The sequence below is a fragment of the Achromobacter sp. UBA4530 genome (genome assembly GCF_002388205.1).
GTDB classification, from domain to species: Bacteria; Pseudomonadota; Gammaproteobacteria; order Burkholderiales; family Burkholderiaceae_B; genus Achromobacter; species Achromobacter animicus.
Genome location: NZ_DGMA01000008.1, coordinates 236,884 through 257,870, shown reverse-complemented (window position 1 = coordinate 257,870; position 20,987 = coordinate 236,884). Strand labels below are relative to the sequence as shown.

The 20,987-nt window shown below is 63.2% G+C and carries 22 protein-coding genes; 11 read left to right on the top strand and 11 right to left on the bottom strand.

The features are described 5' to 3' along the window. Positions 1–227: 227 nt before the first annotated feature. Together B2W22_RS08005 and B2W22_RS08000 are read right to left on the bottom strand one after the other, a co-directional pair. Positions 228–530, bottom strand: a complete 303-nt coding sequence (locus B2W22_RS08005; protein WP_286937099.1) for a hypothetical protein — start codon at positions 528–530, stop codon at positions 228–230. 67 nt (positions 531–597) lie between these two features. Further along, positions 598–891, bottom strand: a complete 294-nt coding sequence (locus B2W22_RS08000) for a hypothetical protein (protein ID WP_175136209.1) — start codon at positions 889–891, stop codon at positions 598–600. Between the two features lie 170 nt (positions 892–1,061). Here B2W22_RS08000 and B2W22_RS07995 point away from each other — a divergent pair, with 170 nt between their 5' ends. Next, complete coding sequence (locus B2W22_RS07995) at positions 1,062–1,343, top strand: hypothetical protein (RefSeq protein WP_254594126.1); 282 nt, start codon at positions 1,062–1,064, stop codon at positions 1,341–1,343. Positions 1,344–1,403: 60 nt separating this feature from the next. Here B2W22_RS07995 and B2W22_RS07990 read toward each other — a convergent pair whose 3' ends face one another. Next, a complete protein-coding gene (locus B2W22_RS07990; protein ID WP_286937097.1) occupies positions 1,404–2,369 on the bottom strand; it encodes a 2-hydroxyacid dehydrogenase in 966 nt (321 codons plus the stop codon). 57 nt (positions 2,370–2,426) lie between these two features. Continuing rightward, a complete protein-coding gene (locus tag B2W22_RS07985; RefSeq protein WP_286937096.1) occupies positions 2,427–3,422 on the bottom strand; it encodes a Bug family tripartite tricarboxylate transporter substrate binding protein in 996 nt (331 codons plus the stop codon). A gap of 175 nt (positions 3,423–3,597) precedes the next feature. On the opposite strand from B2W22_RS07985, the gene B2W22_RS07980 reads away from it, so the two are divergent. Further along, positions 3,598–4,509 (top strand): LysR family transcriptional regulator, encoded by a 912-nt coding sequence (locus B2W22_RS07980; RefSeq protein WP_286937094.1) that lies wholly within the window; start codon positions 3,598–3,600, stop codon positions 4,507–4,509. Positions 4,510–4,522: 13 nt separating this feature from the next. Here B2W22_RS07980 and B2W22_RS07975 read toward each other — a convergent pair whose 3' ends face one another. Beyond that, entirely contained in the window at positions 4,523–4,906 is a 384-nt protein-coding gene (locus B2W22_RS07975; RefSeq protein WP_286937092.1) for a hypothetical protein, read from the bottom strand. Positions 4,907–4,948: 42 nt separating this feature from the next. Further along, the gene (locus B2W22_RS07970; RefSeq protein ID WP_175121183.1) at positions 4,949–5,431 is read right to left on the bottom strand and encodes a DUF4189 domain-containing protein; all 483 of its coding nucleotides are present in this window, start codon (positions 5,429–5,431) and stop codon (positions 4,949–4,951) included. Positions 5,432–5,590: 159 nt separating this feature from the next. Between B2W22_RS07970 and B2W22_RS07965 the strand changes: the two genes are divergently transcribed. From B2W22_RS07965 to B2W22_RS07955, 3 genes are all read left to right on the top strand, one after another. Further along, positions 5,591–6,013: a CopG family transcriptional regulator gene (locus B2W22_RS07965; protein WP_175121184.1), complete on the top strand. Its 423-nt coding sequence runs from the start codon at positions 5,591–5,593 to the stop codon at positions 6,011–6,013. A 28-nt stretch (positions 6,014–6,041) separates the two neighbouring features. Beyond that, positions 6,042–7,139 carry an alpha/beta hydrolase family esterase gene (locus B2W22_RS07960; RefSeq protein WP_286937091.1) on the top strand — a complete coding sequence of 366 codons (1,098 nt, stop codon included), beginning with the start codon at positions 6,042–6,044 and terminating at the stop codon, positions 7,137–7,139. Between the two features lie 133 nt (positions 7,140–7,272). Continuing rightward, entirely contained in the window at positions 7,273–7,674 is a 402-nt protein-coding gene (locus tag B2W22_RS07955; protein WP_286937090.1) for an Imm1 family immunity protein, read from the top strand. Here the strand turns inward: B2W22_RS07955 and B2W22_RS07950 are convergent. From B2W22_RS07950 to B2W22_RS07935, 4 genes are all read right to left on the bottom strand, one after another. Next, on the bottom strand, positions 7,664–8,164 hold the full coding sequence (locus tag B2W22_RS07950) for a hypothetical protein (protein WP_175121186.1): 501 nt from the start codon (positions 8,162–8,164) through the stop codon (positions 7,664–7,666). The genes B2W22_RS07955 and B2W22_RS07950 overlap by 11 nt on opposite strands. A gap of 123 nt (positions 8,165–8,287) precedes the next feature. Then, entirely contained in the window at positions 8,288–8,665 is a 378-nt protein-coding gene (locus tag B2W22_RS07945; protein ID WP_286937087.1) for a DCC1-like thiol-disulfide oxidoreductase family protein, read from the bottom strand. 125 nt (positions 8,666–8,790) lie between these two features. Then, on the bottom strand, positions 8,791–9,000 hold the full coding sequence (locus B2W22_RS07940) for a hypothetical protein (protein WP_218344186.1): 210 nt from the start codon (positions 8,998–9,000) through the stop codon (positions 8,791–8,793). 100 nt (positions 9,001–9,100) lie between these two features. After that, on the bottom strand, positions 9,101–10,474 hold the full coding sequence (locus B2W22_RS07935) for an HdeD family acid-resistance protein (RefSeq protein ID WP_286937084.1): 1,374 nt from the start codon (positions 10,472–10,474) through the stop codon (positions 9,101–9,103). A 221-nt stretch (positions 10,475–10,695) separates the two neighbouring features. On the opposite strand from B2W22_RS07935, the gene guaB reads away from it, so the two are divergent. The 3 genes from guaB (at position 10,696) to B2W22_RS07920 (ending at position 15,447) form a co-directional block, all read left to right on the top strand. Next, positions 10,696–12,156, top strand: coding sequence for an IMP dehydrogenase (guaB, locus tag B2W22_RS07930; protein WP_175121189.1), 1,461 nt, complete (start codon positions 10,696–10,698; stop codon positions 12,154–12,156). Positions 12,157–12,256: 100 nt separating this feature from the next. Next, on the top strand, positions 12,257–13,849 hold the full coding sequence (guaA, locus tag B2W22_RS07925) for a glutamine-hydrolyzing GMP synthase (protein WP_286937082.1): 1,593 nt from the start codon (positions 12,257–12,259) through the stop codon (positions 13,847–13,849). Positions 13,850–14,307: 458 nt separating this feature from the next. Next, positions 14,308–15,447: a hypothetical protein gene (locus B2W22_RS07920; protein ID WP_286937080.1), complete on the top strand. Its 1,140-nt coding sequence runs from the start codon at positions 14,308–14,310 to the stop codon at positions 15,445–15,447. 179 nt (positions 15,448–15,626) lie between these two features. Here the strand turns inward: B2W22_RS07920 and B2W22_RS07915 are convergent, their stop codons facing one another. Continuing rightward, positions 15,627–16,424, bottom strand: coding sequence for an aminoglycoside adenylyltransferase family protein (locus tag B2W22_RS07915; protein ID WP_286937343.1), 798 nt, complete (start codon positions 16,422–16,424; stop codon positions 15,627–15,629). A gap of 210 nt (positions 16,425–16,634) precedes the next feature. Between B2W22_RS07915 and B2W22_RS07910 the strand changes: the two genes are divergently transcribed. The 3 genes from B2W22_RS07910 (at position 16,635) to B2W22_RS07900 (ending at position 20,969) form a co-directional block, all read left to right on the top strand. Beyond that, positions 16,635–17,447, top strand: a complete 813-nt coding sequence (locus B2W22_RS07910) for an SDR family NAD(P)-dependent oxidoreductase (protein ID WP_286937079.1) — start codon at positions 16,635–16,637, stop codon at positions 17,445–17,447. A gap of 140 nt (positions 17,448–17,587) precedes the next feature. Next, on the top strand, positions 17,588–18,208 hold the full coding sequence (locus tag B2W22_RS07905; protein ID WP_286937342.1) for an imm11 family protein: 621 nt from the start codon (positions 17,588–17,590) through the stop codon (positions 18,206–18,208). A gap of 58 nt (positions 18,209–18,266) precedes the next feature. After that, on the top strand, positions 18,267–20,969 hold the full coding sequence (locus B2W22_RS07900) for an AAA domain-containing protein (RefSeq protein WP_286937076.1): 2,703 nt from the start codon (positions 18,267–18,269) through the stop codon (positions 20,967–20,969). Positions 20,970–20,987: the final 18 nt, after the last annotated feature.

The following is a 20,987-nucleotide window of genomic DNA, read 5'->3' as shown; positions in this document are numbered from 1 at the left end:
TGGCCGCTCGAGTATGCACCCTACAAATACTAAAAAGGCATAAGTAAATTCCCTAGATGCGAATGACCGCGCATTTTTAATTACCGCGAGTTATTTCAAGGACTTAGGGTAAGTCCGGAGGTGGGCCCGGTCCGGCGCGCCAAGAGAAGGCGCAGCCGCTGAAGGACGATTCAGCGCCGCACAGGCTCGATTCCAGCGATGGAAATGGGGTAGGCCGGGGAAAAGCGCTAGGACCCGTCGGGTCCGGCTTGCGCGCCCTGAAGCGGCGCATGGGAGGCCAGAAGCGCACGGCCTTTTTCCGTCAGCACCAGGACGGCTTCGCCTTTCACGGTGCTTTGCTCCTGCGTCATGTCGATCAGGCCATTCGCCGTGGCGTCTTCCCAGGCCGACAGCCTGGGGCAGTGGGTACGCCACGCTTCCATGGTCTCTGCGTAGGTGCGAGGACGCGCCGCAATCCACAGCAGGAATTGCACGAGGTTGCCCTGTTGTGACGCGCCGGATTCCAATTCTGTTTGCGAAGGGGCAGACATGGGACATCTCCGTTCTGGGCCAGGATGCGCCTTTGACGATACTCCCGCGCCCGTCTGCGCTCCAGCGCTATCTGGGAGCCATCCCCTTGCGCAACCGGTTGGAAGGTTCCAGCAGCGCGTCTTTCATGTCGTCGCGCTCCAGCACGCAGGGTTCGCGGTGCAGGTCGCGTATGAAATCGTCGTAGAGCTCGCCGGTGATGCCGGCCGGGCGCTTGAAGTCGCCGGATAGCTGATAAGCGCGCAGCAAGATCGAACGCAGCCGCTTGACCTCCCAAAGCAGGGTGATCACATCGGGGTTCCAGGGCTGACGCTCGCGGATGCACCGCAGGTCGGCGTGGGAAAGGGGGTTTTTGAACGGCATGGCGGAAAATACTGTTTATTTATCCAGTATATTCCGCCGGGATGAAAGGCAGGCGTCGGTGTTTACAGCAATGGCGCCCACTTCGTGGGAACGGGTAACTCCGCAATACCGAATGTGAGAATTGTTGAGCCTTTGAAGCCCCGTCGTCCGTACCATTCCGTGAAAGCAAAATGAAAGGGAGTGGAGCGATGCTGTGCGGCCAATGTGCGGCCATCACCGTGGATCAGGCGGGGGCGCCGGGGCATGAAAACCTGATCAGCCTGGGCCATGTCCGGTCGTTGCCCCTGGTGCAACGCGGCGTCACGCACGAGGCATTCACGTGCGGCGAATGCGGCGCCAATTGGGATTATCTGCACGATCGGCGCAACCCGGCATCGGGATGGGCACTTTGTGATCGCACCATGCCCGCCCCGCAACGGTCCATCGATCCGCCGGCCGTGGAAGCGGCCTGAAAAATGGCCTGCCGGTCAATCCGGCAGGCCGCGCAAACCTCAGTAGTCAGCTGTTGCGCGTTACACCACGCGCGTATGCACCTGGCCTTCGCGGAACCACGAATCCAGATTTGCGCGCATCAGGTCCGCCATCGCGCGGCGCGTTTCGTGGGTGCCGCTGGCAATGTGCGGCAGCATCACCACGTTGTCCATGGCGTTCAGTTCCGGGGGCGTGGCGGGTTCGTGTTCGAACACGTCCAGGCCGGCGCCGGCAATGCGTTTGTTCTGCAGCGCCGCTACCAGCGCGGCTTCGTCGACCACCGTGCCGCGCGCAATATTGATCAGCCAGCCGTCCGGACCCAGGGCGTCCAGTACCTGCGCGTTCACCATGTGGCGCGTCGCGCCGCCGCCCGGCACGGCCAGCACCAGAAAGTCGCATTGCGCGGCGAGCTCGAGGATGTCCGGGCAATAACGGTAGCCCTCGGGCGCGTCGGGGCGCGGTTTGCGGTTGGTGTACAGGATCTCCATGTCGAAGGCCTGCGCGCGGCGGGCGATCTGCAGGCCGATGTTGCCCAGGCCGACGATGCCGCAGCGTTTGCCGGTCATGCGCGAACCCAGGCCGAACCCTTCAGTGGGCCAGCGGCCCGCGCGCACGAAGCGGTCGGCTTCCGCGATGCGGCGCGAGACGGCCAGCATCAGGGCCAGCGCGGTATCGGCCACGCAGGCGTCCAGCACGCCCGGCGTGTTGGTGACCACGACGTTGCGCGCCTTGGCCGCCGCGATGTCGATGGTGTCGTACCCCACGCCAAAACTGAAGATGCCTTCCAGGGCGGGCAGGGCGTCGATCAATTCCTTTGTCGCGCCGAAGCGGCCGCTGGTGGCAATGCCGCGGATGGCGGCGCCATGTTCGCGCAGCAGCGCCGCCGGGTCCTGGGCCTCCCAGAGGCGATGAACGCGGTAGCGCGATTCCAGGTCGGCCACCAGTTCAGGCAGCAGGGGACCGACCATCAGCAGATCGGCGGCGGAGGCGGGAAGGGATGCAGTCATGGATACGGCTTATGTAGGTAAGAAGGAAAGGCCCGCCGGGGCGGGCCGGGACCGGAATCAGTTGGTCTGGATGTTGCGGGACTTGATTATCTGCCCATAGCGTTCGCGCTCGCTAGCGGCCAGATCCTGCAGCTCCTTGGGTGTCGATCCGTGGGCGACGGCGCCCTGCGATTCGAGCTTGGCCTTGACCGCGGGATCGGCCGCCACGGCGCGGATCGCCTCGGACAGCTTGTCGATCACGGCCTGCGGCGTGCCGGCCGGCGCCAACACTGCCGTCCACGAGCCGCTCTGCGCGTTCTTGACGCCGGCTTCGTCGATGGTGGGCACGTCCGGCATCGCGGGCGAGCGAGTCGCGCCGGTCACGGCCAGCGCGCGCAGCTTGCCGGCCGTGACATACGGCATGGTCTCCAGGACTGACGCGAACAGCATGTCGACGCGCCCGGCCATCAGATCGGTCATCGCCGGGCCGCCGCCCTTGTAGGGCACGTGCACCAGATCCACGCCGGTGGCTTCCTGGAAGATCTCGCCGGACAGGTGGGGCGCGCCGCCCGTGCCCGAGCTGGCAAAGGTGTGTTTGCCGGGCTGGGACTTGGTCAGCGTCACCAGCTCCGCGACGTTCTTGGCCGGCAGGCTGGCGGGCACCACCAGCACGAACGGCAGGTCCGAAAACAGCGACACGGGCGCAAACGCCTTCACCGGGTCGGAATGCAGCTTGTAGATCCAGGGGTTGATCGCCAGCATGCCCGAGTTTGCGAACAGCAGCGTGTAGCCATCGGGCTGCGAACGGGCCACCAGGTCGGCGGCGATCTGGCCGCCGGCGCCCGGGCGGTTGTCCACCACCACCGACGACGAGAATTTTTCACCCAGGGCCGCGGCCAGCAGGCGCGCCGAGATGTCGGTGCCGCCGCCGGGCGAGAAGGGGACGATCAGATTGATCGGGCGGTCCGGATACCCTGCGGCGCTGGCCGCGTGCGGCAAGGCGGCGGTGGCAGCCAGGGCCAGCGCCGCGGCGAGGAGCCGGACGCGAATCCGGGCGGTGTTCTTTGTCTCCATGGATTTTCTCTTTTATGGCGTTGATGGCGGCGAGGCCGCAAAAAAATGGTGCTGCGGGTAAGGCTCCTGATGCTACGCGGGCCGGAATCCAGCCCTGCAGCCGAGTATAGGGATGCCTGTCCATGGATAGCCGTTCGAGCTATAAATAGCATCAATCAATTCAAGGATTGAATCGATGGAATTCCGCCAGCTCGAGTGCTTCATTGCGGTTGCCGAAGAATTGCACTTCGGCCGCGCCGCCGAGCGCCTGTGCATGACGCAACCGCCGCTGTCGCGCCAGATCCAGCTGCTGGAGCAGGACCTGGGCGTGACCCTGTTCGAGCGCAACAGCCGGCAGGTGGTGCTTAGCGCCGCTGGCCGGCGCTTTCTGCGCGATGCGCGCCATTTGCTTGAGTTTTCGGCGCAGGCCGCCGCCACCGCGCGCCGCACGTCCGGCGGCGAAGCCGGCCACATCAGGCTGGGCTTCACGGCCGTGGCCTCGTATCGCCTGATGCCGTCGCTTATCCTGCAGGCGCGCAAGCTGCTGCCGGGCGTGGAGATCCAGTTGCGCGAAACCGTGACGACCGAGCTGAGCCGCCTGCTGCTGGCCCACGAACTGGACGCCATCCTGGCGCGCAGCGTGCCGCAACAGGCAGGCATCGAGTCGCGCCTGCTTGAGCGGGAACCGCTGGTGCTGGCGCTGCCCGCCGATTCGCCCTTGTGCGAGCACGCCATCGTGCCGCTGCGGTTGCTGCAAGGGCAGCCATTCGTGCTGTATTCGCCGCGGGAAGGCAAGTACTTCTACGACCGCATCGTGGGCGCTTTCGGCCTGGCGGACGTGCAGCCGCAGTATGTGCAGCGCGCCGGGCAGACGCATACGTTGCTGGCGCTGGTGCGAGCCGGGCTGGGCGTGGGCCTCGTGCCGGATTCCGCGCGCGAGCTGCGGTTTGAAGGCGTGGTGTTCCGGCCGATCGGCCAGCGCGATCTTTATGCGGACATGTACCTTGCCTGGCACGCGCAGCACGATAATCCGGCGCTGGATGCATTTCTGCAGCGCGTGGCCAAGCGGACCAGCCCGGAAACTGTCGGAAGCCCCGGACAGGCGTGAGCCAGACTTCTATCTAGCGGCGCTTGGGGCGATTCGGCGCGGACAACGGCGCGCCGACGCGGCTGGCCAACCAGTGTTCGATCTTGTCGTCCCGGCGGGCGGCCCAATCCTTGCCGATTTCCAGGATAAGCAGGTTGCGCGTGTCGCCATAATCCTGTCCCGGCGCCTTCTGGAACATCTCGCGCCAGATCTCGGAGGCGACCAGGTCCGTCGTCACCAGCACGCCGATTCCCTTCGCGTCGATCCACAAAGGCGCGGCGCGCTCATCCACGTGCGTCTTGATGTTTTCCAGGATTTTCTGCGCGAGGGCGGCGTTGTCTTTGGATGCCGCGATCAGGACCAGATATTGCCGATGGTCGCTGGACGGCTCGTCGGAATCGCCAAACGGATTTTCCATGATGCTTTCCTTTCGGGTGAGTATTGCCCGACAGACTGTAATTCATCGGACAAGTCGGGCGGCGTGATGGACTTGGAAATCCGCCCTGATCACCCCGTCCGGGCCCGCGCGGACGCTTTGGTCCTCCGCCTGCTGCGCGTGGGTCGAGCACGCGCTAAGCACCAGTCTGCACCCGGAACCCGTCTGGTGGCGGCATAACCCCAGGCTGTAATCGCCAGTCCGCTGCCGGTCCCACGCCTTGTCGCCGAGGGCGACGAAGTGCTGCGCGCCGTTAGCGGCCACCGCCACGCATTGGTTCCTGAAGCTGGCGTACACCGCGCAGGTGGCGCGGGGTTCATCTTCCTGGCAAGCGGTGAGCGCGCTGCGGCGGGCCGCGGCGTCGGTGCCATACAGGATCGAGGCGTAGTAACGATAGGTTGAAGAGACGATCAGGGCGCCATACAGGTCGGGCGGAACCGGCTGGGCGACCGCCGCCGCGGAGCAGGCAATTGACACGAGCAATCCCGATGCAAGGCGTGGCGCCATGAGAATCCCCTGGGGTTCACGACGACGGTAGCGGACCGGCGCCTGCCCTGCCAGCGTCAATAAGACCGGCATCCGAAGACCAGCACCGCGTCGAGCAGGCAGATCTATCAAGTTGAAACATCCATAGACCATCCAAGTGGATGGTTTATTATTCGATCCATGCCGCCTCGCACCTCTCAACTCGCCTCCACGCCAAAGCCTGCGGACGAAAAAATCACCATCAACCTGGGTTATGTCGACCTGGGCCAGATTGATTTGCTCGTCCAGGAAGGGTTCTACGCCAACCGCACGGACCTCATCCGCACGGCCATCCGCAATCAACTTGCCACCCACGGCGACGCCGTGCGCCAGGCCGTCAGCCGCAAGACGCTGGTGCTGGGCATCCAGCACTACACCGCCCAGGATTTGCTCGCGGTACAAACCGCGGGCGAAATGCTTCAGATCCGGGTGCTGGGCCTGGCAACCATTGCCTCCGACGTCACGCCCGAGCTTGCGCTCGCCACGATCGAATCCCTGACGGTATTGGGGGCGCTACATGCCAGCCCCGCCGTCAAAGCCGCCCTGCGTCAGCGCATCCGCTGACCCTCGCGGCGCAAACAAAGGTCACGCTATGCACCCTGATTTCCAGCACCTCATGCACCGGGCTACCCAGCTCACCCAGGCCGGCGATCTGACGGCAGCAACTGCCGCCATCCAGGCCGCCCTGCGAAACGGCCTGGCTGCCGCGCCTGCCCGGCAGGACGATGCCGACGTCATCGACGTGGAGGCTTGGGAAGTTCCGGATTCCGTCCAAGCCTCCAGCGCGGCGCCGCACGTTTCCGGCGACGCTGCGCAGTCCGTCCCAAAACCCGCCGGCGCGGGCGATACGTTCACGGCGGGGTCATTCCGCAATTCGTCCGGGCAGCGCGCCTACAAGCTGTATGTGCCGCCCAACCCGGATGGCACGCCGCGTCCGCTGGTGGTCATGCTGCACGGATGCACGCAGGACGCAGACGATTTCGCCGCGGGCACCGCCATGAATGCGGCTGCGCGCGAGCAGGGCTTTCATGTGCTGTACCCCGTGCAATCGCGCGACGCCAATCCGCAGAAGTGCTGGAACTGGTTCAAGCACAACCATCAGCAGCCAGGCCGGGGCGAGCCGTCCATCCTTGCGGGCATGACGCGCGAGGTGATCGCCGCCCACAACATTGATCCCACGCGCGTGTATGTCGCGGGACTGTCGGCGGGCGGGGCGATGGCAGCGATTCTGGCGGGCGCTTATCCCGAACTGTATGCGGCGGCAGGTGTGCATTCGGGGTTGGCCGCTGGCGCGGCGACGGACCTGCCTTCGGCGCTGTCCGCCATGAAGGGCGTGGGCCTGAAACCCGCCGCACCGGCCGGCAACGGCGTGCCGGTCATCGTGTTCCATGGCGATCGCGACGCCACCGTCAATCCCGCCAATGCCGGCAACGTGATCGCGGCCAGCGTGGGGCCCAACGCGCGTGTCGAAACCGTTCGCGTGGCGGGCGCGGGCAGCATGCGCGATAGCACGCAGCATGTATACCGCGATGCGGCGGGCAACATCGTCGCCGAACGCTGGGATGTCCACGGCGCCGGCCATGCCTGGGCAGGCGGCTCGGAGCAAGGGTCCTACACGGATCGGACCGGTCCGGATGCGACGGCCGAGATGCTGCGATTCTTCTTCGCGCGCACGTCGCGCGCTCAGTGATTCGCTAACGTTCCAGCGTGGTCAATGGCGGCTTGGATCGCGGCCAATGTAGTATCGGCCGTGATTCCCCTTGCATGTGATCCCTTGCATGCGACCACCCCTCAACGCGCCGCTAGCCGGCGAATGGAGCACCGTGAAAATCGTCAGAATCATCGAAAACATGCGTCAAGGCGACCAGGAACAGACCCGCGCGCATGAATCCCCGACCGAGGGCGACCTGCTCGCCGCCCTGGACAGGCTGGATGGCGCGGTCTTCAGCTCGACCGCCTTCGTGATTGACGACGACACGGTCATGTCGATCGGCGGCGGTGATGGCGCCTATGTCGTGTTCATCTCATCCGGCGGCGACACGCGGATCCACACGCTGATCGACCCCGCCAAATCCGAAGACCACGACCAGGACCTGGTGGCGGGTGGCCAATCAGGCAGTTATCCGCAGTACCAGTGCGTAGACCGTTCCAAGGCGGCGTCCGCGCTGTTGTACTTTCATGCGCACGGCGCCGCGTCGCCGGATTTGAATTGGGCTAGCGAATAGCCACCGGCTTGCCGTAGAACACCCGCGCGCACAGCAGACCGGCGACTGCGGCGGGCAGGGCGCCCATGAACAGCGGAAATCCCAGCGCTGCCAACGATCTGTCGCGGCTGCCAAACGTCAGCAAAAAGACAAAGGCATACGCCGCGCCAATGAGCCCCATGCGCAGGATGGCCAGCCAGGACGGCGCGACGGGCTTGAGCGCGCCCGCCGTCAACCCGCAAAAGAGCGCCGGCACACCGCCAAACAGATACGCCCACGGCAGTCCATAGAGACCGAACAGGAGCAGTTCCGGATCCTGGGCGCCGATCGACATGGTCACAGCGATGAGCACTATGGCGACGGCCGGTCCCATGAATGCGAAGATCGCGGCGCCCGACAGCATGTCGCGCGACATGGCGCGGCCGGAGTCCTCGGGTCTGCGCTGCATGCGGCGGTAGACGGCAGCGGCCAGCGTAGACGCGAGAAGCAGGGCGCCAAAGAAATAGATCATCAGGTCAGTTCCGGTTGTCAGGGTGTATAGGCTTGCGGGTGGCCGGCCTGCTACTGGCGAACGAGCGTTCCGCAGGCGTGCGCCTGGCCGTCAGCATTGTGCGGAAATTGCGCCGCAACCGCGTCAAGGCATCTTTTTTTTGCCCAGCAACGTCAACGTCAGGCTGCGGCCGGTGCGCATGAAGGGATAGAGCGCCTTGGACAGGCACGCGTTGCTGAATATGGTGGCGTTCAGGCGATTGAACACATCGCTGCCCGTGCTGAGCAAGGCCAGCCGGTGGATGGCGTCCGCGCCCCAGTAGTCGCGGCCGTCCAGTTGCAACAGCATGCCCTGGTTCAAGTCATAGCCTTGCGCGCGATGGTGCGCGGCCAGGTCGGGATGGTCGCGCATGTTCAGCATGGCGATAGGCCCAGCGGCCTTGCGCAGCCGCATCATCCGCACGTAGTTCGAGCAGAAGGGGCAATCGCCGTCATAGAGAAGGTAGTTTTCGTCGGACTGCATCGTCGGGATCCGTCGGGGTTTGCAGAAACATACCGCAAAAACCCGTTCGGGCGGTCCGCGGGGCGCGTTGCCGACGAGCGCGCTGTCGAAATGCGCGCGGCCGGCAAGCGCGGGAACCGGCGCCTTCAGCCGCCCCGATGTCCGTGATAGCGCGGCGCCGCCACGGCGCGCGTGTTCTCCTTGTGCTGGGAACCGACCAGCGCCTTGCGCCGGGCTTCTTCGTGCTGGTGATCGGACTTTGCGCGCTCTTTTTCCGCATGCGGCGGCGCATGCGTGTCGGGTGCGGCGGCCGGGGCCGCTTGGTGGGGATCGGGGCGGGAAGTCGTGGGCGTCATGGTGCGCACCTGCAAAGGCAACGCGGCATATGCCGCGTTTTCACGTTACGCCCGCGGTCCGCGATTCTCCAGGGTTCAATTGCAACAGCGTGCGCGCGGCTCAGGTCCGCGGTCGGCGAGCCGGCGATTCCCGGTCCTGCGACCGCCATCCCGCGCGCAATTCGGCAATCCGGCGCACCGCGTGTTGCGACATCTTCCACCACCCGAATGGCCGCGGGTCCGCCAGCATGCTCATGGCACGGGCGTAGTCCAGCGTCAGGCCCGGGGTCCAGGCCATCGTGAGGGCACGCTTGCGGATTTGCGCGGCCACCCAGAGCTCGGGCGTCAGCAGCAGCCGGAGCAGCACCCGCCAGCCGGCCTCGCCGCCATGCAGGCGTCCCACGACGCCATCCAGCGCGGCGTCCAGCGCCCGTGACACGGTGCTTGAGCAGTTGCGGTGGGTGAGGTTGTAGGTGGCGTTTTTGCGGTACTCCTGCCAAAACGCCGCCAGCTTGTCCGCATCGTAGTTCCGGATACGCACGCGTACGTTCGACGGGCACCAGGCGTTTGACTCGGTCGCGTAATCGGGTTGATAGACCCCCGGTATGTCGTTGTCGGCCGTGGCGCGAAGCAGGGCGCCGAAGTCGTCGGGCGACCGGTCGATTTCCTCCTTCGGGTACAGGCTGATGTAGATGCCTTCGGGTGACTCCAGCGCCGCGTGTCCCGTTGAGATGACGCCGTTGACGTCGACCGCTGCGATGTAGCGGTCCACCAGCGGATAGCTGCGGGTCTGCGCCTTGGCCGAGCCCGATGGCGTCCAGACGTGGACGGTCAGCGCGCGCTCGGAATCGGCAGGCGGGCCGTCCCAGATTTGCGGCTTGGCCTGCTCCGGCGCGGCAGGTGCAAAGCCCATCGACTGCGTGGCGGCGAAGGCGGGGTTCGAGGCCAGATGCCGGACGCGGCGCGCCAGCCACAGCAGCTTTGCGCCCGCAATGCCGAGGAATAGCCCAAGGCAATACGGCACGGTACCCACGTAATTCGTGGGGTACGGCTGGAAGAAAAAGATCGCCAGCAGAATTTCCGCCACGCCGCCGGCAAACGCGTAGCGCCAGCGCTCGTAGCGCACGACGTACCCCGCGATGCACTGCAGCAACCCATCCACCAGGAACAACGCGCCGAAGATCATCGACAGGACAAAGTGTCCGTGATGATGCCCCGCGAGAATCAGCCCGCCCGCCACGAGAACGAACAACCCTTTCGCATAGCGCAGCACGCGCTGGCCCCCGACGCCGCTGGAAGCGATCAGCAGCGTGCCCAGACCTTCGATGATGAAGAGGACGGCAAAGGCGTTGAGCGGAAAGTAGAGGGCGTCGTCCAGGGCATCGATGAACACGACGATACCGGCCACGAGGAACACCGCGCCGGCGATGGCCAGCGCGCGCCATCGCTGGCGCAGGTAGGGGACTCCCAACAGAAGCAAGACCAGCTGCGGCATGGCGGAAAACCCCGCAAAGTCGATAACGTGTACACGAACATAAGAGCAGCCGGGCGGGCGCGTCAACGCGCGGGATGAATTGGCGGGCGGCCCAAGGCCAGGTTCGCAGTCCGCAAATTGGGGTCTGATCAAGTGTCATAAATATCCACCCGGACCTATGGTTAACACCTAGTCAAAACATGCCGACGGCGTATAATCTCGCTTTGCGCCCGGAGTTACCCATGCGTCTCGTTCAAAAAGCGCTCACCTTCGACGATGTGTTGTTGGTGCCTGCGTATTCCGAGGTGTTGCCGCGCGACACCTCCCTGGCCACGCGCCTGACTCGCAACATCAGCCTGAACATCCCCCTCGTGTCCGCCGCCATGGACACCGTCACCGAATCGCGTCTGGCCATCGCCATGGCGCAAGAAGGCGGCATCGGGATCATCCACAAGAATCTCTCCGCTGACGCGCAAGCGCGTGAAGTGGCTCGCGTCAAGCGTCACGAATTCGGCATCGTGATCGATCCGGTCACCGTCACCCCCCAGATGAAAGTGCGCGACGCCATTGCGTTGCAGCGCCAGCATGGCATCTCGGGCCTGCCGGTCGTTGAAGGCCGCAAGCTGGTCGGCATCGTCACCAACCGCGATCTGCGCTTCGAAGAAAACCTGGATCAGCCCCTGCGCAACATCATGACGCCGCAGGAACGCCTGGTCACCATGAAGGAAGGCGCCACGCTCGACGAAGCGCAGGCCCTGATGCACAAGCACCGTCTGGAACGCGTGCTGATCGTGAACGACGGTTTTGAACTGCGTGGTCTTGCCACCGTCAAGGACATCGTCAAGAACACCGAACACCCGATGGCCAGCAAAGACGCCCAAGGTCAACTGCGCGTTGGCGCAGCGGTGGGCGTGGGCGGCAACACCGAAGAGCGCGTGGAAAAGCTGGTCGCCGCTGGCGTCGACGTGCTCATCGTCGACACCGCGCACGGCCACTCCAAGGGCGTGCTCGAAGGCGTGCGCTGGGTCAAGCAGAACTACCCCAAGGTTGAAGTCATCGGCGGCAACATCGCCACCGCAGCCGCCGCGCGCGCGCTGGTCGAGCACGGCGCCGACGGCGTCAAGGTCGGCATCGGCCCGGGCTCCATCTGCACCACGCGTATCGTGGCCGGCGTCGGCGTGCCGCAGATCCACGCCATCTCCGAAGTGGCCAAGGCGCTGGAAGGCACGGGCGTTCCGCTCATCGCCGACGGCGGCATCCGCTACTCGGGCGACGTCGCCAAGGCGCTGGCCGCTGGCGCGTTCGCATGCATGATGGGCGGCATGTTTGCCGGCACCGAAGAAGCCCCCGGCGAAGTTGTGCTGTTCCAGGGCCGGTCGTACAAGTCGTACCGCGGCATGGGCAGCCTGGGCGCCATGACGGAAGGCTCGGCCGACCGCTACTTCCAGGACCCGGCCAACAACGCCGACAAGCTGGTCCCCGAAGGCATCGAAGGCCGCGTCCCCTACAAGGGCAGCGTGCTCGCCATCATTTACCAACTGGTCGGCGGCATCCGCGCCTCCATGGGTTACTGCGGCGCCGCCACCATCGACGACATGCGCACCAAGACCGAGTTCGTGGAGATCACCTCCGCGGGCGTGCGCGAGTCCCACGTGCACGACGTGCAGATCACCAAGGAAGCGCCCAACTACCGCGCCGACTGATCCGCACAGTCAACTACAATGTCATGCATCACGCACCGGCAGATCCGCAAAGAACAGCGGGTCTGCCGGTGCGGTTTTATTTCCAACGGGTAGAGTCTCCATGCACCAGCGCATTCTTATCCTCGACTACGGTTCGCAAGTCACCCAGCTGATCGCCCGCCGCGTCCGCGAAGCCGGCGTCTATTCCGAAGTCCACCCTGGCGACGTCGACGACGCCTTCGTGCGCGAACAGCAGGCGCAGGGTCTGAAGGGCATCATCCTGTCCGGCAGCCACGCTTCGGCCTACGAAGAGGGCTCCATGCGCGTGCCGCACGCCGTGTTCGAGCTGGGCGTTCCCGTGCTGGGCATCTGCTACGGCATGCAGTCCATGGCGCAGCAACTGGGCGGCGTGGTCAGCTTTTCCGACCACCGCGAATTCGGCTACGCCGAAGTCCGCGCTCACGGTCACACCAAGCTGCTGGAAGGCCTTGAAGATTTCAGCACGCCCGAAGGCCACGGCATGCTCAAGGTCTGGATGAGCCACGGCGATAAGGTCACCGAACTGCCCCCCGGCTTCAAGCTGATGGCCTCCACGCCGTCCTGCCCCATCGCCGGCATGGCCGACGAAGACCGCCGCTTCTACGCCGTCCAGTTCCACCCCGAAGTCACGCACACCGTTCAGGGCAAGGCCATGCTGGCCCGCTTCGTGAACGAAATCTGCGAATGCACGGGCGACTGGAACATGCCCGACTACGTCTCCGAAGCCGTCGCCCGCATCCGCGAACAGGTCGGCACCGACGAAGTCATCCTGGGCCTGTCCGGCGGCGTGGACTCCTCGGTGGCCGCGGCACTGATCCACAAGGCCATCGGCGACCAGCTCACCTGCGTTTTCGTCGACCACGGCTTGCTGCGTCTGGACGAAGGCAAGCAGGTCATGCAGACCTTCGCCGAAAACATGGGCGTGAAGATCATTCACGTCGACACCACCGCGCAATTCATGGGCAAACTGGCCGGCGTTGCCGACCCCGAAGCCAAGCGCAAGATCATCGGCCGCGAATTCGTCGAAGTCTTCCAGGAACAAGCTGGCAAGCAGAAGAGCGCCAAGTGGCTGGCCCAGGGCACGATCTACCCCGACGTCATTGAATCCGCTGGCGCCAAGACGGGCAAGGCCACGTCGATCAAGTCGCACCACAACGTGGGCGGCCTGCCGGACACGCTGAACCTGCAACTGCTGGAGCCCCTGCGCGAACTGTTCAAGGACGAAGTCCGCGAACTGGGCGTGGCGCTGGGTCTGCCGCCGCAGATGGTCTACCGCCATCCGTTCCCGGGTCCGGGTCTGGGTGTGCGCATCCTGGGCGAAGTGAAGCATGAGTATGCCGAACTGCTGCGCCGGGCCGATGCGATCTTTATTGAAGAACTGCGCAATACCAAGGACGAGGCCAGCGGCCTGACCTGGTATGAGCTGACTTCGCAGGCGTTTGCCGTGTTCCTGCCGGTGAAGTCGGTGGGAGTGATGGGCGACGGGCGTACGTATGAGTATGTCGTGGCGCTGCGTGCGGTGCAGACGTTTGACTTCATGACGGCTGATTGGGCGCCGCTGCCGCATCCGTTGTTGGCTCGCGTTTCTTCGCGGATTATCAACGAAGTGCGCGGGATCAATCGGGTGGTGTACGACGTGTCCAGCAAGCCGCCGGCGACGATTGAGTGGGAGTGATCCTGCGGCCGGCCTACACCGGCATTAAGCAGTAAGCATGACGCCGAGAGCCCGCTTAAACGCGGGCTTTCGGCATTTTTGACCGGACGGCGGATAGTGTTTCGTTATCTCTTGCTCTGTGACCATCCCCAGCAAAAGCCATAGAAACCCAAGGTGAATATGGGTGCCGTTACTGCGGCGGACGCCAGACTTCTGTCGAACGGAAGCAGCCTCACGTAGTGCGCAACCAGAAACACCGTTGCGGAGCAGATCAGGAACACTCCAATCGCAGTCCGTCTAACGTTTGGTTTGGAAGATAGCGCGCTCCTCCTGGCACTGGACGAGGCAATGAAGATCGGGGCGGTGTACGTCGCAATCATGAGTGCTTCATCGGCCGCTCATCGGGGCTCCATAAATGGTGACCGACCATTGATATACTGCCCGATCTCATTTAGGTAACGCCCCACAGGAGATATCGGATGCGCTTAAAGGCCCTTGCACTTGGCTTGATGACTGTTTGTGGCACGTCGGTGGCTGCACAGGACAGTACGCAAACCTTACAGCAGGCCTTGAAGCAAGTACCGCAGGTGGTGTTGAGCGCCCCTGAAGCAATACAGATATCTTTCCTGGACGTGCAAGTGTGGCGGGGCCTTGAAAAGACCGGACCCACCGCCGACGCCATGCGTCGGTTGTCCATTGCCCAGGCAATCACGCCGCTTCAATCCATCGGTCACGGTCTGGACAAGTGGTCCGATAGCGCGCATATCCCGTTCGATGAGTTGTCCTATTTCGCCGGATTTGGCCAGTCGCCCGGCAATGTCACCTACTGGGGCCTGAAGGACAAACAAGCCGCGGCGAAGTTTGTGGATCGACTGAAGCAGGCTGAGTTCAAACCGGTGGCCGGCGATGTGGCTGGCCTGTTGGCAAACGGTGAGCCCAATAAGCCCGACCTGACCAACGCCACCGGGCAACAGCCATGGCGGGGCACGATGGGCATGCCTACGTTTGTCTTGCCGCTTGATACGGCGTTGGTGCAGGCGGCAGGGCCGGCGGGAATGAAGACGCTGTCCCAGACTGCGCCGTCCGTTGCGGACAGCGAGATCGTGGCGGCTGCCGTGGCCGGGTTGAAGGAAGCCGTGCCTTCGGAAGGCGGCAGGATCGTGCAAGCGGCCGTCATCTCGCCGGTGTTTGGTCTGCAAGGGGTCGATCCGGCCAAGGTGTTGTCGGGATCGCCCGGCGATCTGGATAGCGCGAAGCAGAATCTTCAGGCGGCCGCGGCGTCCAGCGGGCGCGGCATTCCGCCTTACTTTGGGGGCATCATCGCGGACGTGCAGGTCAAGGATGTACCTGCCGTTGTGATTTCTCTGTCCTACGCCGATTGCGCCGCCGCTCAGCAGGCGGTCGACGGTGTAGGCGCTGCGTGGAAGCAGGGCACGGCCGCTACCGTTCAAGCTGATGTGAAGGGACATACCGTCCAGGCCGGCAAAATGTGCGCGGCGGTCGTCAGCTTGACTGCGCCAAAGGCGGAGACTGTGGGCAATCCGATTCTTAGCCAGATCATGAACCGCTATATGCAGCGCGACGCTTCGGTCCTGCAGATCGGTTCTTCGCAGCAGTAACTGACCGGCTTCCGAATCAGCGACTTGATGTGCAGGTTTGGCAGTCGCTGCACCGAGCATATGGGGCAGGCGGCGCGCCGTGCTGCGTGCCCCCGCCGTGCGCTTTAGCAGCGATGTCAGCGGCCAGGTGGGCGCCCTATGATGCGCGGTGCAATGAAGGTCATGCGCCAGTTCCGCCGTCAATCGCTTGAACAAAGACCCTCGATGACTCGACGCGCGTGAATGATGAACGCCTCGGTTTCAATCGCATGCCGTTGCGCCAAATCGTCCTGCGCTTGGCCAAGATAGATCGCCCGCGCGTGGCCGAGAACCGGTCGATACGCCGGTTCGATCCGCTCCAGCAGCCAAGTCGCCGCGTCCGCCTTTGAAGCGATCTCTCCAGTCACAGCGGTGTACCAGATGCGCGCCAGCGCCAGGATGATGTTTCGTTCTTCGTCTGCCCAGTCCTCCGGCTGGTTCCATTGGGCGACCGTGTCGAGCAGTGCGCGCGTCAGGTCTTTATGCGGAACCGCTTCAAAAAGCTGACGGGCGGGCGGGCCGACGACCGGGATGCTGTCTCCTAGCACCTTGGTCAACATGATGGCGAGGTCGTGGTCCAGCATCGGCGGCTCCACGATGCCCGCCAGCAAATCCTCACGCAGCCATTCGCCAAACTGCAGCTCACGGCGGGCCGGGTGGCGCCAAGGCACGACATGCTGAAGCGTCATCACGGTGACTTCAAGTGCGCGCAAACTGGGCGACTGGCCCGGTGGCGCGGAGACCGTCAGCAGTTCTATCGCCAAAGCACGGAGCGTGGCCGAGTCGGGCGGATCAGTTACGGTGACGAGCAGGTCGATATCGCTTTCGGGTTGCAACCCGCCGTCGACAGAGGAGCCGAATAGATGGATGGCGGCCAAGCCGGATCCGAGATGGTGTTCGATAACGCGTCTGGCGTCGTCGATCTGCGCGGCGATTGCGATAGGCGGGGCTTGGATCATGCAAGGATAATAGCCAAGCGTCCGCGTCTTGGGCAGTCGGATGGCCTCGGCCAGCGGTCCGTATCCTTTTTTCGCGATCTGACGTTCGCGGCGAGCGATCCTTATCGTTGGGCTGTCCGACCGGCGCGAGGAGTAATTGGCATCCCGCACAAGTAGTCCGATAGCCGCAACGGGCCAGTCCATATCCATAACACTCCTCACCGAAGCTTCATGACCAACTATCCCCAACTTTTCAGTCTTCAAGGCAAGATCGCCGTCGTGCTGGGCGCGGCGTCCGGCATCGGTCAGGCGTCGGCGCACGCGCTGGGCGCGATGGGCGCTTACGTGATGTGCGCGGACCGCGACGAGAGCGGCGCGCAAATCACGGCGCAGCAGATCATCGACGGCGCCGGTGCGGCCAACTGGATGCAGACCGATGCCGCCAGCGGCGAGTCCATCGCGCAATTGGCCGCCAGCGTTCTGGATGAAAAAAACCGGATCGACATCGCGGTGGCAACCCCGGCGCTGAACATTCGCAAGCTCATCATCGATTACACGGAAGAAGAATTCGACCAGGTGGTGAACCTGAACCTGCGCGGCGCCTTTCACTTCATGCGCCACTTTGGCCGACCGATGATGAAGCAGGGCACTGGCAGCCTGATCCTGTGTTCGTCGATGCGCGCCGTGACGATCGAGCCGGGGCTCGGCATTTATGCGGCCACCAAGGCGGGCATCGAGCAGATGGTCAAGGCGTTCGCGGCCGAGGTCGGCAGCTACGGCGTGCGCGTCAACGCGGTGATGCCTAGCATCATCGAGACCCGTCTGACCGAGCCGCTGAAGGAACGTCCCGAGATCTACAACACCTACGCCGGCCACACGGTATTGAACCGCTGGGGCCAGCCTTCCGAGGTGGGCGCTGCGGTGGCGTTTCTGGCGTCGGATGCCGCGAGCTACATTTCGGGCAGCAGCCTGGCGGTGGATGCGGGATGGACGGCGATCGACGGGCCGCCCACGGGGCTGACGCAGACGCGGCCATCTGCATAATCGCGGTGGCGCTTGTTGGCGTTACGATTGTGAGCCTTGAGTTCCCTCGCACGCCGGCCTGACTGGCCGATTTGCCGCTACCGACTTCCAACGCCTGGCCGTTCAGACGCGCGAGGCTTGCCCCGGAGAATGCTCACGTGATGACGTTTGAATCGCAAAAGGGAAAATACTTCGTCCTTAGCGCAAGCATCTGGAGCGATGGCATTGGCCCGGGCCTGGTAATCGCCAACGAGGAAAAGCTGATTCGGCCCGGCATGTACACGATGGAAGCGCCCGACGGCGATCCTTCGCAATATTGCGAACGGCCGCACATCGTCCATGTGCCGGAAGAAGGCGGAGCGCTTCGGCAATTCGAGCAGTGGTGCGGCATCTGGATCGTCTCGGAGCCGTTGAGGCAGGTCTTCGAGTCGGTCGATCCTGAGGCCTTTGTGTTCAGTGCTTGCGACTATACGCAGGCCGACGGCTCGCCGGGGCCGCAATACTATTTTTGTAATGTGATGCGCACGCTCGACGCGCTGGATGTGGACGCGTCGCGGGTCAAGAAAAAGTACGACCGGAATTTCCTGACTGGCGAAGACGAGCTGTATTACAGCGTCGTGGGCGGCGCCAATCTCGTATTTCGAGACGAGCGCGTCGGCAATGCGCACATATTCCGCCAGACGCTGATGTCGATCGACCCGGTGGTCGACCGGGAGATGTATGACGCGCTGTGTGCCGCGGATTTGGATGGCGTGCGGCTGCGGGACGCGGCGGATTTGTGATCATTCAGATCGGCGTTGTTAAATCGACAGTTGGCTTGGAGCGCTGGGTAGCAAAGCTATGGCATCGGTATTCGTTCTTGGTGAAGATAAAACGCGTCAGATCCGCGACTGGACACTCCACTGGAGCGACAAGCACCAGAGCCTGGTGCTGACGTGTCAGTTTCCTTCGGGCAAGTCCTTCAGCCGGCCCATCAGCGATTGCCGGGTGGAGCCGACCCGTGAGCTGAACGACGTGTTACGCATGAAGAAGGGAAGTGCCGTGGCCAAGCCTGTCGAGAGGGCTATGGTCTACGGTGAAAAATATGTCGCCATCGAATACCCGGGCGCTTCCAAAATCTATGTGGAGAAGCTTGCGGACATCGAACTTGTTCCACAGGCGCCGTTGCACGGCGGGGACGTTTTCCTGTATTTCGTCTCGGTGGCGAAGGGTCGAGAGGACGCCGCAACTGGGGACCAGAAGATGGTTGCGGCGAATGTGACCTGCCAGTTGGACCGGTTGCCGCCGCGCGCGGACACGGCGTTGCATGCCTACTGCACGGGGCAGAACGCGCGGCGACAGCCCGCGGACAACATGATCTTTCCCTTTGGCGTCAATGAAAGCCAGTTGGCGGCAGTGAACCGCGCGTTTGAAGCGCAGGTAAGTGTGATCGAAGGGCCGCCAGGAACGGGCAAGACGCAGACCATCCTCAATATCATCGCGAATATCCTTTTGCGAGGCCAAACGGTAGCCATCCTTTCCAACAACAATTCGGCCGTGGGAAACGTCTTTGAAAAGCTCGGAAAGTGCGGGCTGGACTATCTGGTGGCTTGCCTTGGAAGCAAACAGAACCGAGAGGATTTTTTTGCGGCTCAGCCTGCGGTACCGGCGGGGGAGCCAGCGTTGCCGCAAAACATGGAGTCGTTGCAGAAGACGCTAGCGCAGCTAAAGCGGTTCTTGGCCGCGCACAACGCCGCGGCAAGGCTCAGGGCGGAAATCGACGAGGTGTCGGTGGAGCAGCGTTACCTGAAGCAATGGCAGGAGGAAAACCCAAGCCTGCGCGTCGAATCCCTGCGTAAGCTCAAGCTGTCTGCGCAGAAGATGGCGGATCTGATGGCCTATCTGAGGCACATTGGCGACGGGCGCATCGGGTTAAGGAATCGGTTTGACCTGTTTGTGCACTTCAAGATAATTCGCGTCAAAGCCTTTGAGAACGGTGAACTGCGCCGCGCAGCCGTCCACGACTTGCAGATGCGGTATTACGACCGATTGCTCAACGAGAAGAACGCGGAGTTGGCCGCTTGCGAAGCCGTATTGGCCGGCGGAAACTTCGATGCGCTGCTAAAGGACATGACCACGGGGTCGATGACATATCTGAAAGCGCATCTTCATCAGCAGGTGCAAGACACTGCGCCTTTTGAACCGGATACGTACCGCCGCCACTTCGACGCCTTTCTCAAGCGCTTTCCGATCCTTACCAGCAGCACGCATTCAATCGTCAATTCCATCGAGTCGGGCGCGGTCCTTGACTACGTCATCATTGATGAGGCCTCCCAGCAAGACATCGTGCCGGGAATCTTGGCGCTGGGATGCGCGAAGAACGCCGTCATCGTTGGCGACAGCAAACAGCTCGCGCACATCCCGTCGGGTGTTGCAGTAGCAGCTCCCGCGGCCGCTTACGACTGCGAGAAGCACAGCCTTCTGAATTCGGCCATTGATGTGTTCAAGGGGACGTTGCCCAGGACGCTGCTGAAGGAACACTATCGCTGTCATTCAAGAATCATCCAGTTCTGCAATCAGCAGTTTTACGGCAACGAACTCATACCGATGAACAGCGACGCAAGCGACGGGGCGTTAAGGCTTGTCGTTACCGCCAAGGGAAACCATTCGCGCGGAAATACCAATCTTCGCGAACTGGATTCCCTGATGGCGTCCCTGGAAGCGCCGAGCTCGGATGGCGCGTGGCAGGATGAAGGAAGAGGGTTCATCGCACCGTTCAGAGCCCAGGTTGTCTTGTCCGGATCGCATCTGCCCAGCGATTTTGTGCGAGACACCGTACACAAGTTTCAAGGTCGGGAGTGCGACGAGATCGTCTTTTCCACAGTGCTTGATAAAAAGCGCGAGAACGAAAAGCGGATCAATTTTGTTGACGATGCGCGCATGGTCAATGTGGCGGTGTCGCGTGCCAAGAAGCGGTTCACATTGGTGACGGGAGACGATGTCTTTACGGCTGGGAATGGTCCGATTGCTGCATTGATCCGCTACATGGAGTACTACGCAGACGAAAAGCAGATCCTGCGCGCGCCCGTGGTGTCGGCCTTTGACTTGTTATATAGCGAATACGACAAGTCGCTTGATCGGCTTGCCTCTCGCTTGCAGCAGAAAGATTCCGCATACCGCTCCGAGCGCATCGTGGCTGCGTTGCTGCGGGACGCGCTGTCTGAACCAGCCTGCGCCGCGCTGATGTGTCATTCGCAGGTCCCGCTGAATCAAGTCGCGGCGATGTCCAATCCAGGCCTGACGGCCCGCGAACGCGAGTTCATGCGACGGGGCGCAAGCTGCGATTTCGTGATTTATTTCAGGGTGGGTAAAACGCCCGTCGGCGTGATCGAAGTCGACGGCGGGACGCATGGCACGCTCGAGCAATCGGAGCGGGATGCGTTGAAGGACAGCATTTTGGAAAAAAGCGGCGTTGCCGTGCTGCGGCTCAAGACGGTGGAGAGCCGCATCGAAGAACGGATTGGACAGTTTCTCTTGCCCTGGGCGATGCGCGAGGCTGCGTAAGTCAGGGTAGGGTAGCCG

Coding starts and splice junctions, on each gene's coding strand:
- B2W22_RS08005 (WP_286937099.1), bottom strand. CDS start 530: ATGTCTGCCCCTTCGCAAACAGAATTGGAATCCGGCGCGTCACAACAG.
- B2W22_RS08000 (WP_175136209.1), bottom strand. CDS start 891: ATGCCGTTCAAAAACCCCCTTTCCCACGCCGACCTGCGGTGCATCCGC.
- B2W22_RS07995 (WP_254594126.1), top strand. CDS start 1,062: ATGAAAGGGAGTGGAGCGATGCTGTGCGGCCAATGTGCGGCCATCACC.
- B2W22_RS07990 (WP_286937097.1), bottom strand. CDS start 2,369: ATGACTGCATCCCTTCCCGCCTCCGCCGCCGATCTGCTGATGGTCGGT.
- B2W22_RS07985 (WP_286937096.1), bottom strand. CDS start 3,422: ATGGAGACAAAGAACACCGCCCGGATTCGCGTCCGGCTCCTCGCCGCG.
- B2W22_RS07980 (WP_286937094.1), top strand. CDS start 3,598: ATGGAATTCCGCCAGCTCGAGTGCTTCATTGCGGTTGCCGAAGAATTG.
- B2W22_RS07975 (WP_286937092.1), bottom strand. CDS start 4,906: ATGGAAAATCCGTTTGGCGATTCCGACGAGCCGTCCAGCGACCATCGG.
- B2W22_RS07970 (WP_175121183.1), bottom strand. CDS start 5,431: ATGGCGCCACGCCTTGCATCGGGATTGCTCGTGTCAATTGCCTGCTCC.
- B2W22_RS07965 (WP_175121184.1), top strand. CDS start 5,591: ATGCCGCCTCGCACCTCTCAACTCGCCTCCACGCCAAAGCCTGCGGAC.
- B2W22_RS07960 (WP_286937091.1), top strand. CDS start 6,042: ATGCACCCTGATTTCCAGCACCTCATGCACCGGGCTACCCAGCTCACC.
- B2W22_RS07950 (WP_175121186.1), bottom strand. CDS start 8,164: ATGATCTATTTCTTTGGCGCCCTGCTTCTCGCGTCTACGCTGGCCGCT.
- B2W22_RS07945 (WP_286937087.1), bottom strand. CDS start 8,665: ATGCAGTCCGACGAAAACTACCTTCTCTATGACGGCGATTGCCCCTTC.
- B2W22_RS07940 (WP_218344186.1), bottom strand. CDS start 9,000: ATGACGCCCACGACTTCCCGCCCCGATCCCCACCAAGCGGCCCCGGCC.
- B2W22_RS07935 (WP_286937084.1), bottom strand. CDS start 10,474: ATGCCGCAGCTGGTCTTGCTTCTGTTGGGAGTCCCCTACCTGCGCCAG.
- guaB (WP_175121189.1), top strand. CDS start 10,696: ATGCGTCTCGTTCAAAAAGCGCTCACCTTCGACGATGTGTTGTTGGTG.
- guaA (WP_286937082.1), top strand. CDS start 12,257: ATGCACCAGCGCATTCTTATCCTCGACTACGGTTCGCAAGTCACCCAG.
- B2W22_RS07920 (WP_286937080.1), top strand. CDS start 14,308: ATGCGCTTAAAGGCCCTTGCACTTGGCTTGATGACTGTTTGTGGCACG.
- B2W22_RS07915 (WP_286937343.1), bottom strand. CDS start 16,424: ATGATCCAAGCCCCGCCTATCGCAATCGCCGCGCAGATCGACGACGCC.
- B2W22_RS07910 (WP_286937079.1), top strand. CDS start 16,635: ATGACCAACTATCCCCAACTTTTCAGTCTTCAAGGCAAGATCGCCGTC.
- B2W22_RS07905 (WP_286937342.1), top strand. CDS start 17,588: ATGACGTTTGAATCGCAAAAGGGAAAATACTTCGTCCTTAGCGCAAGC.
- B2W22_RS07900 (WP_286937076.1), top strand. CDS start 18,267: ATGGCATCGGTATTCGTTCTTGGTGAAGATAAAACGCGTCAGATCCGC.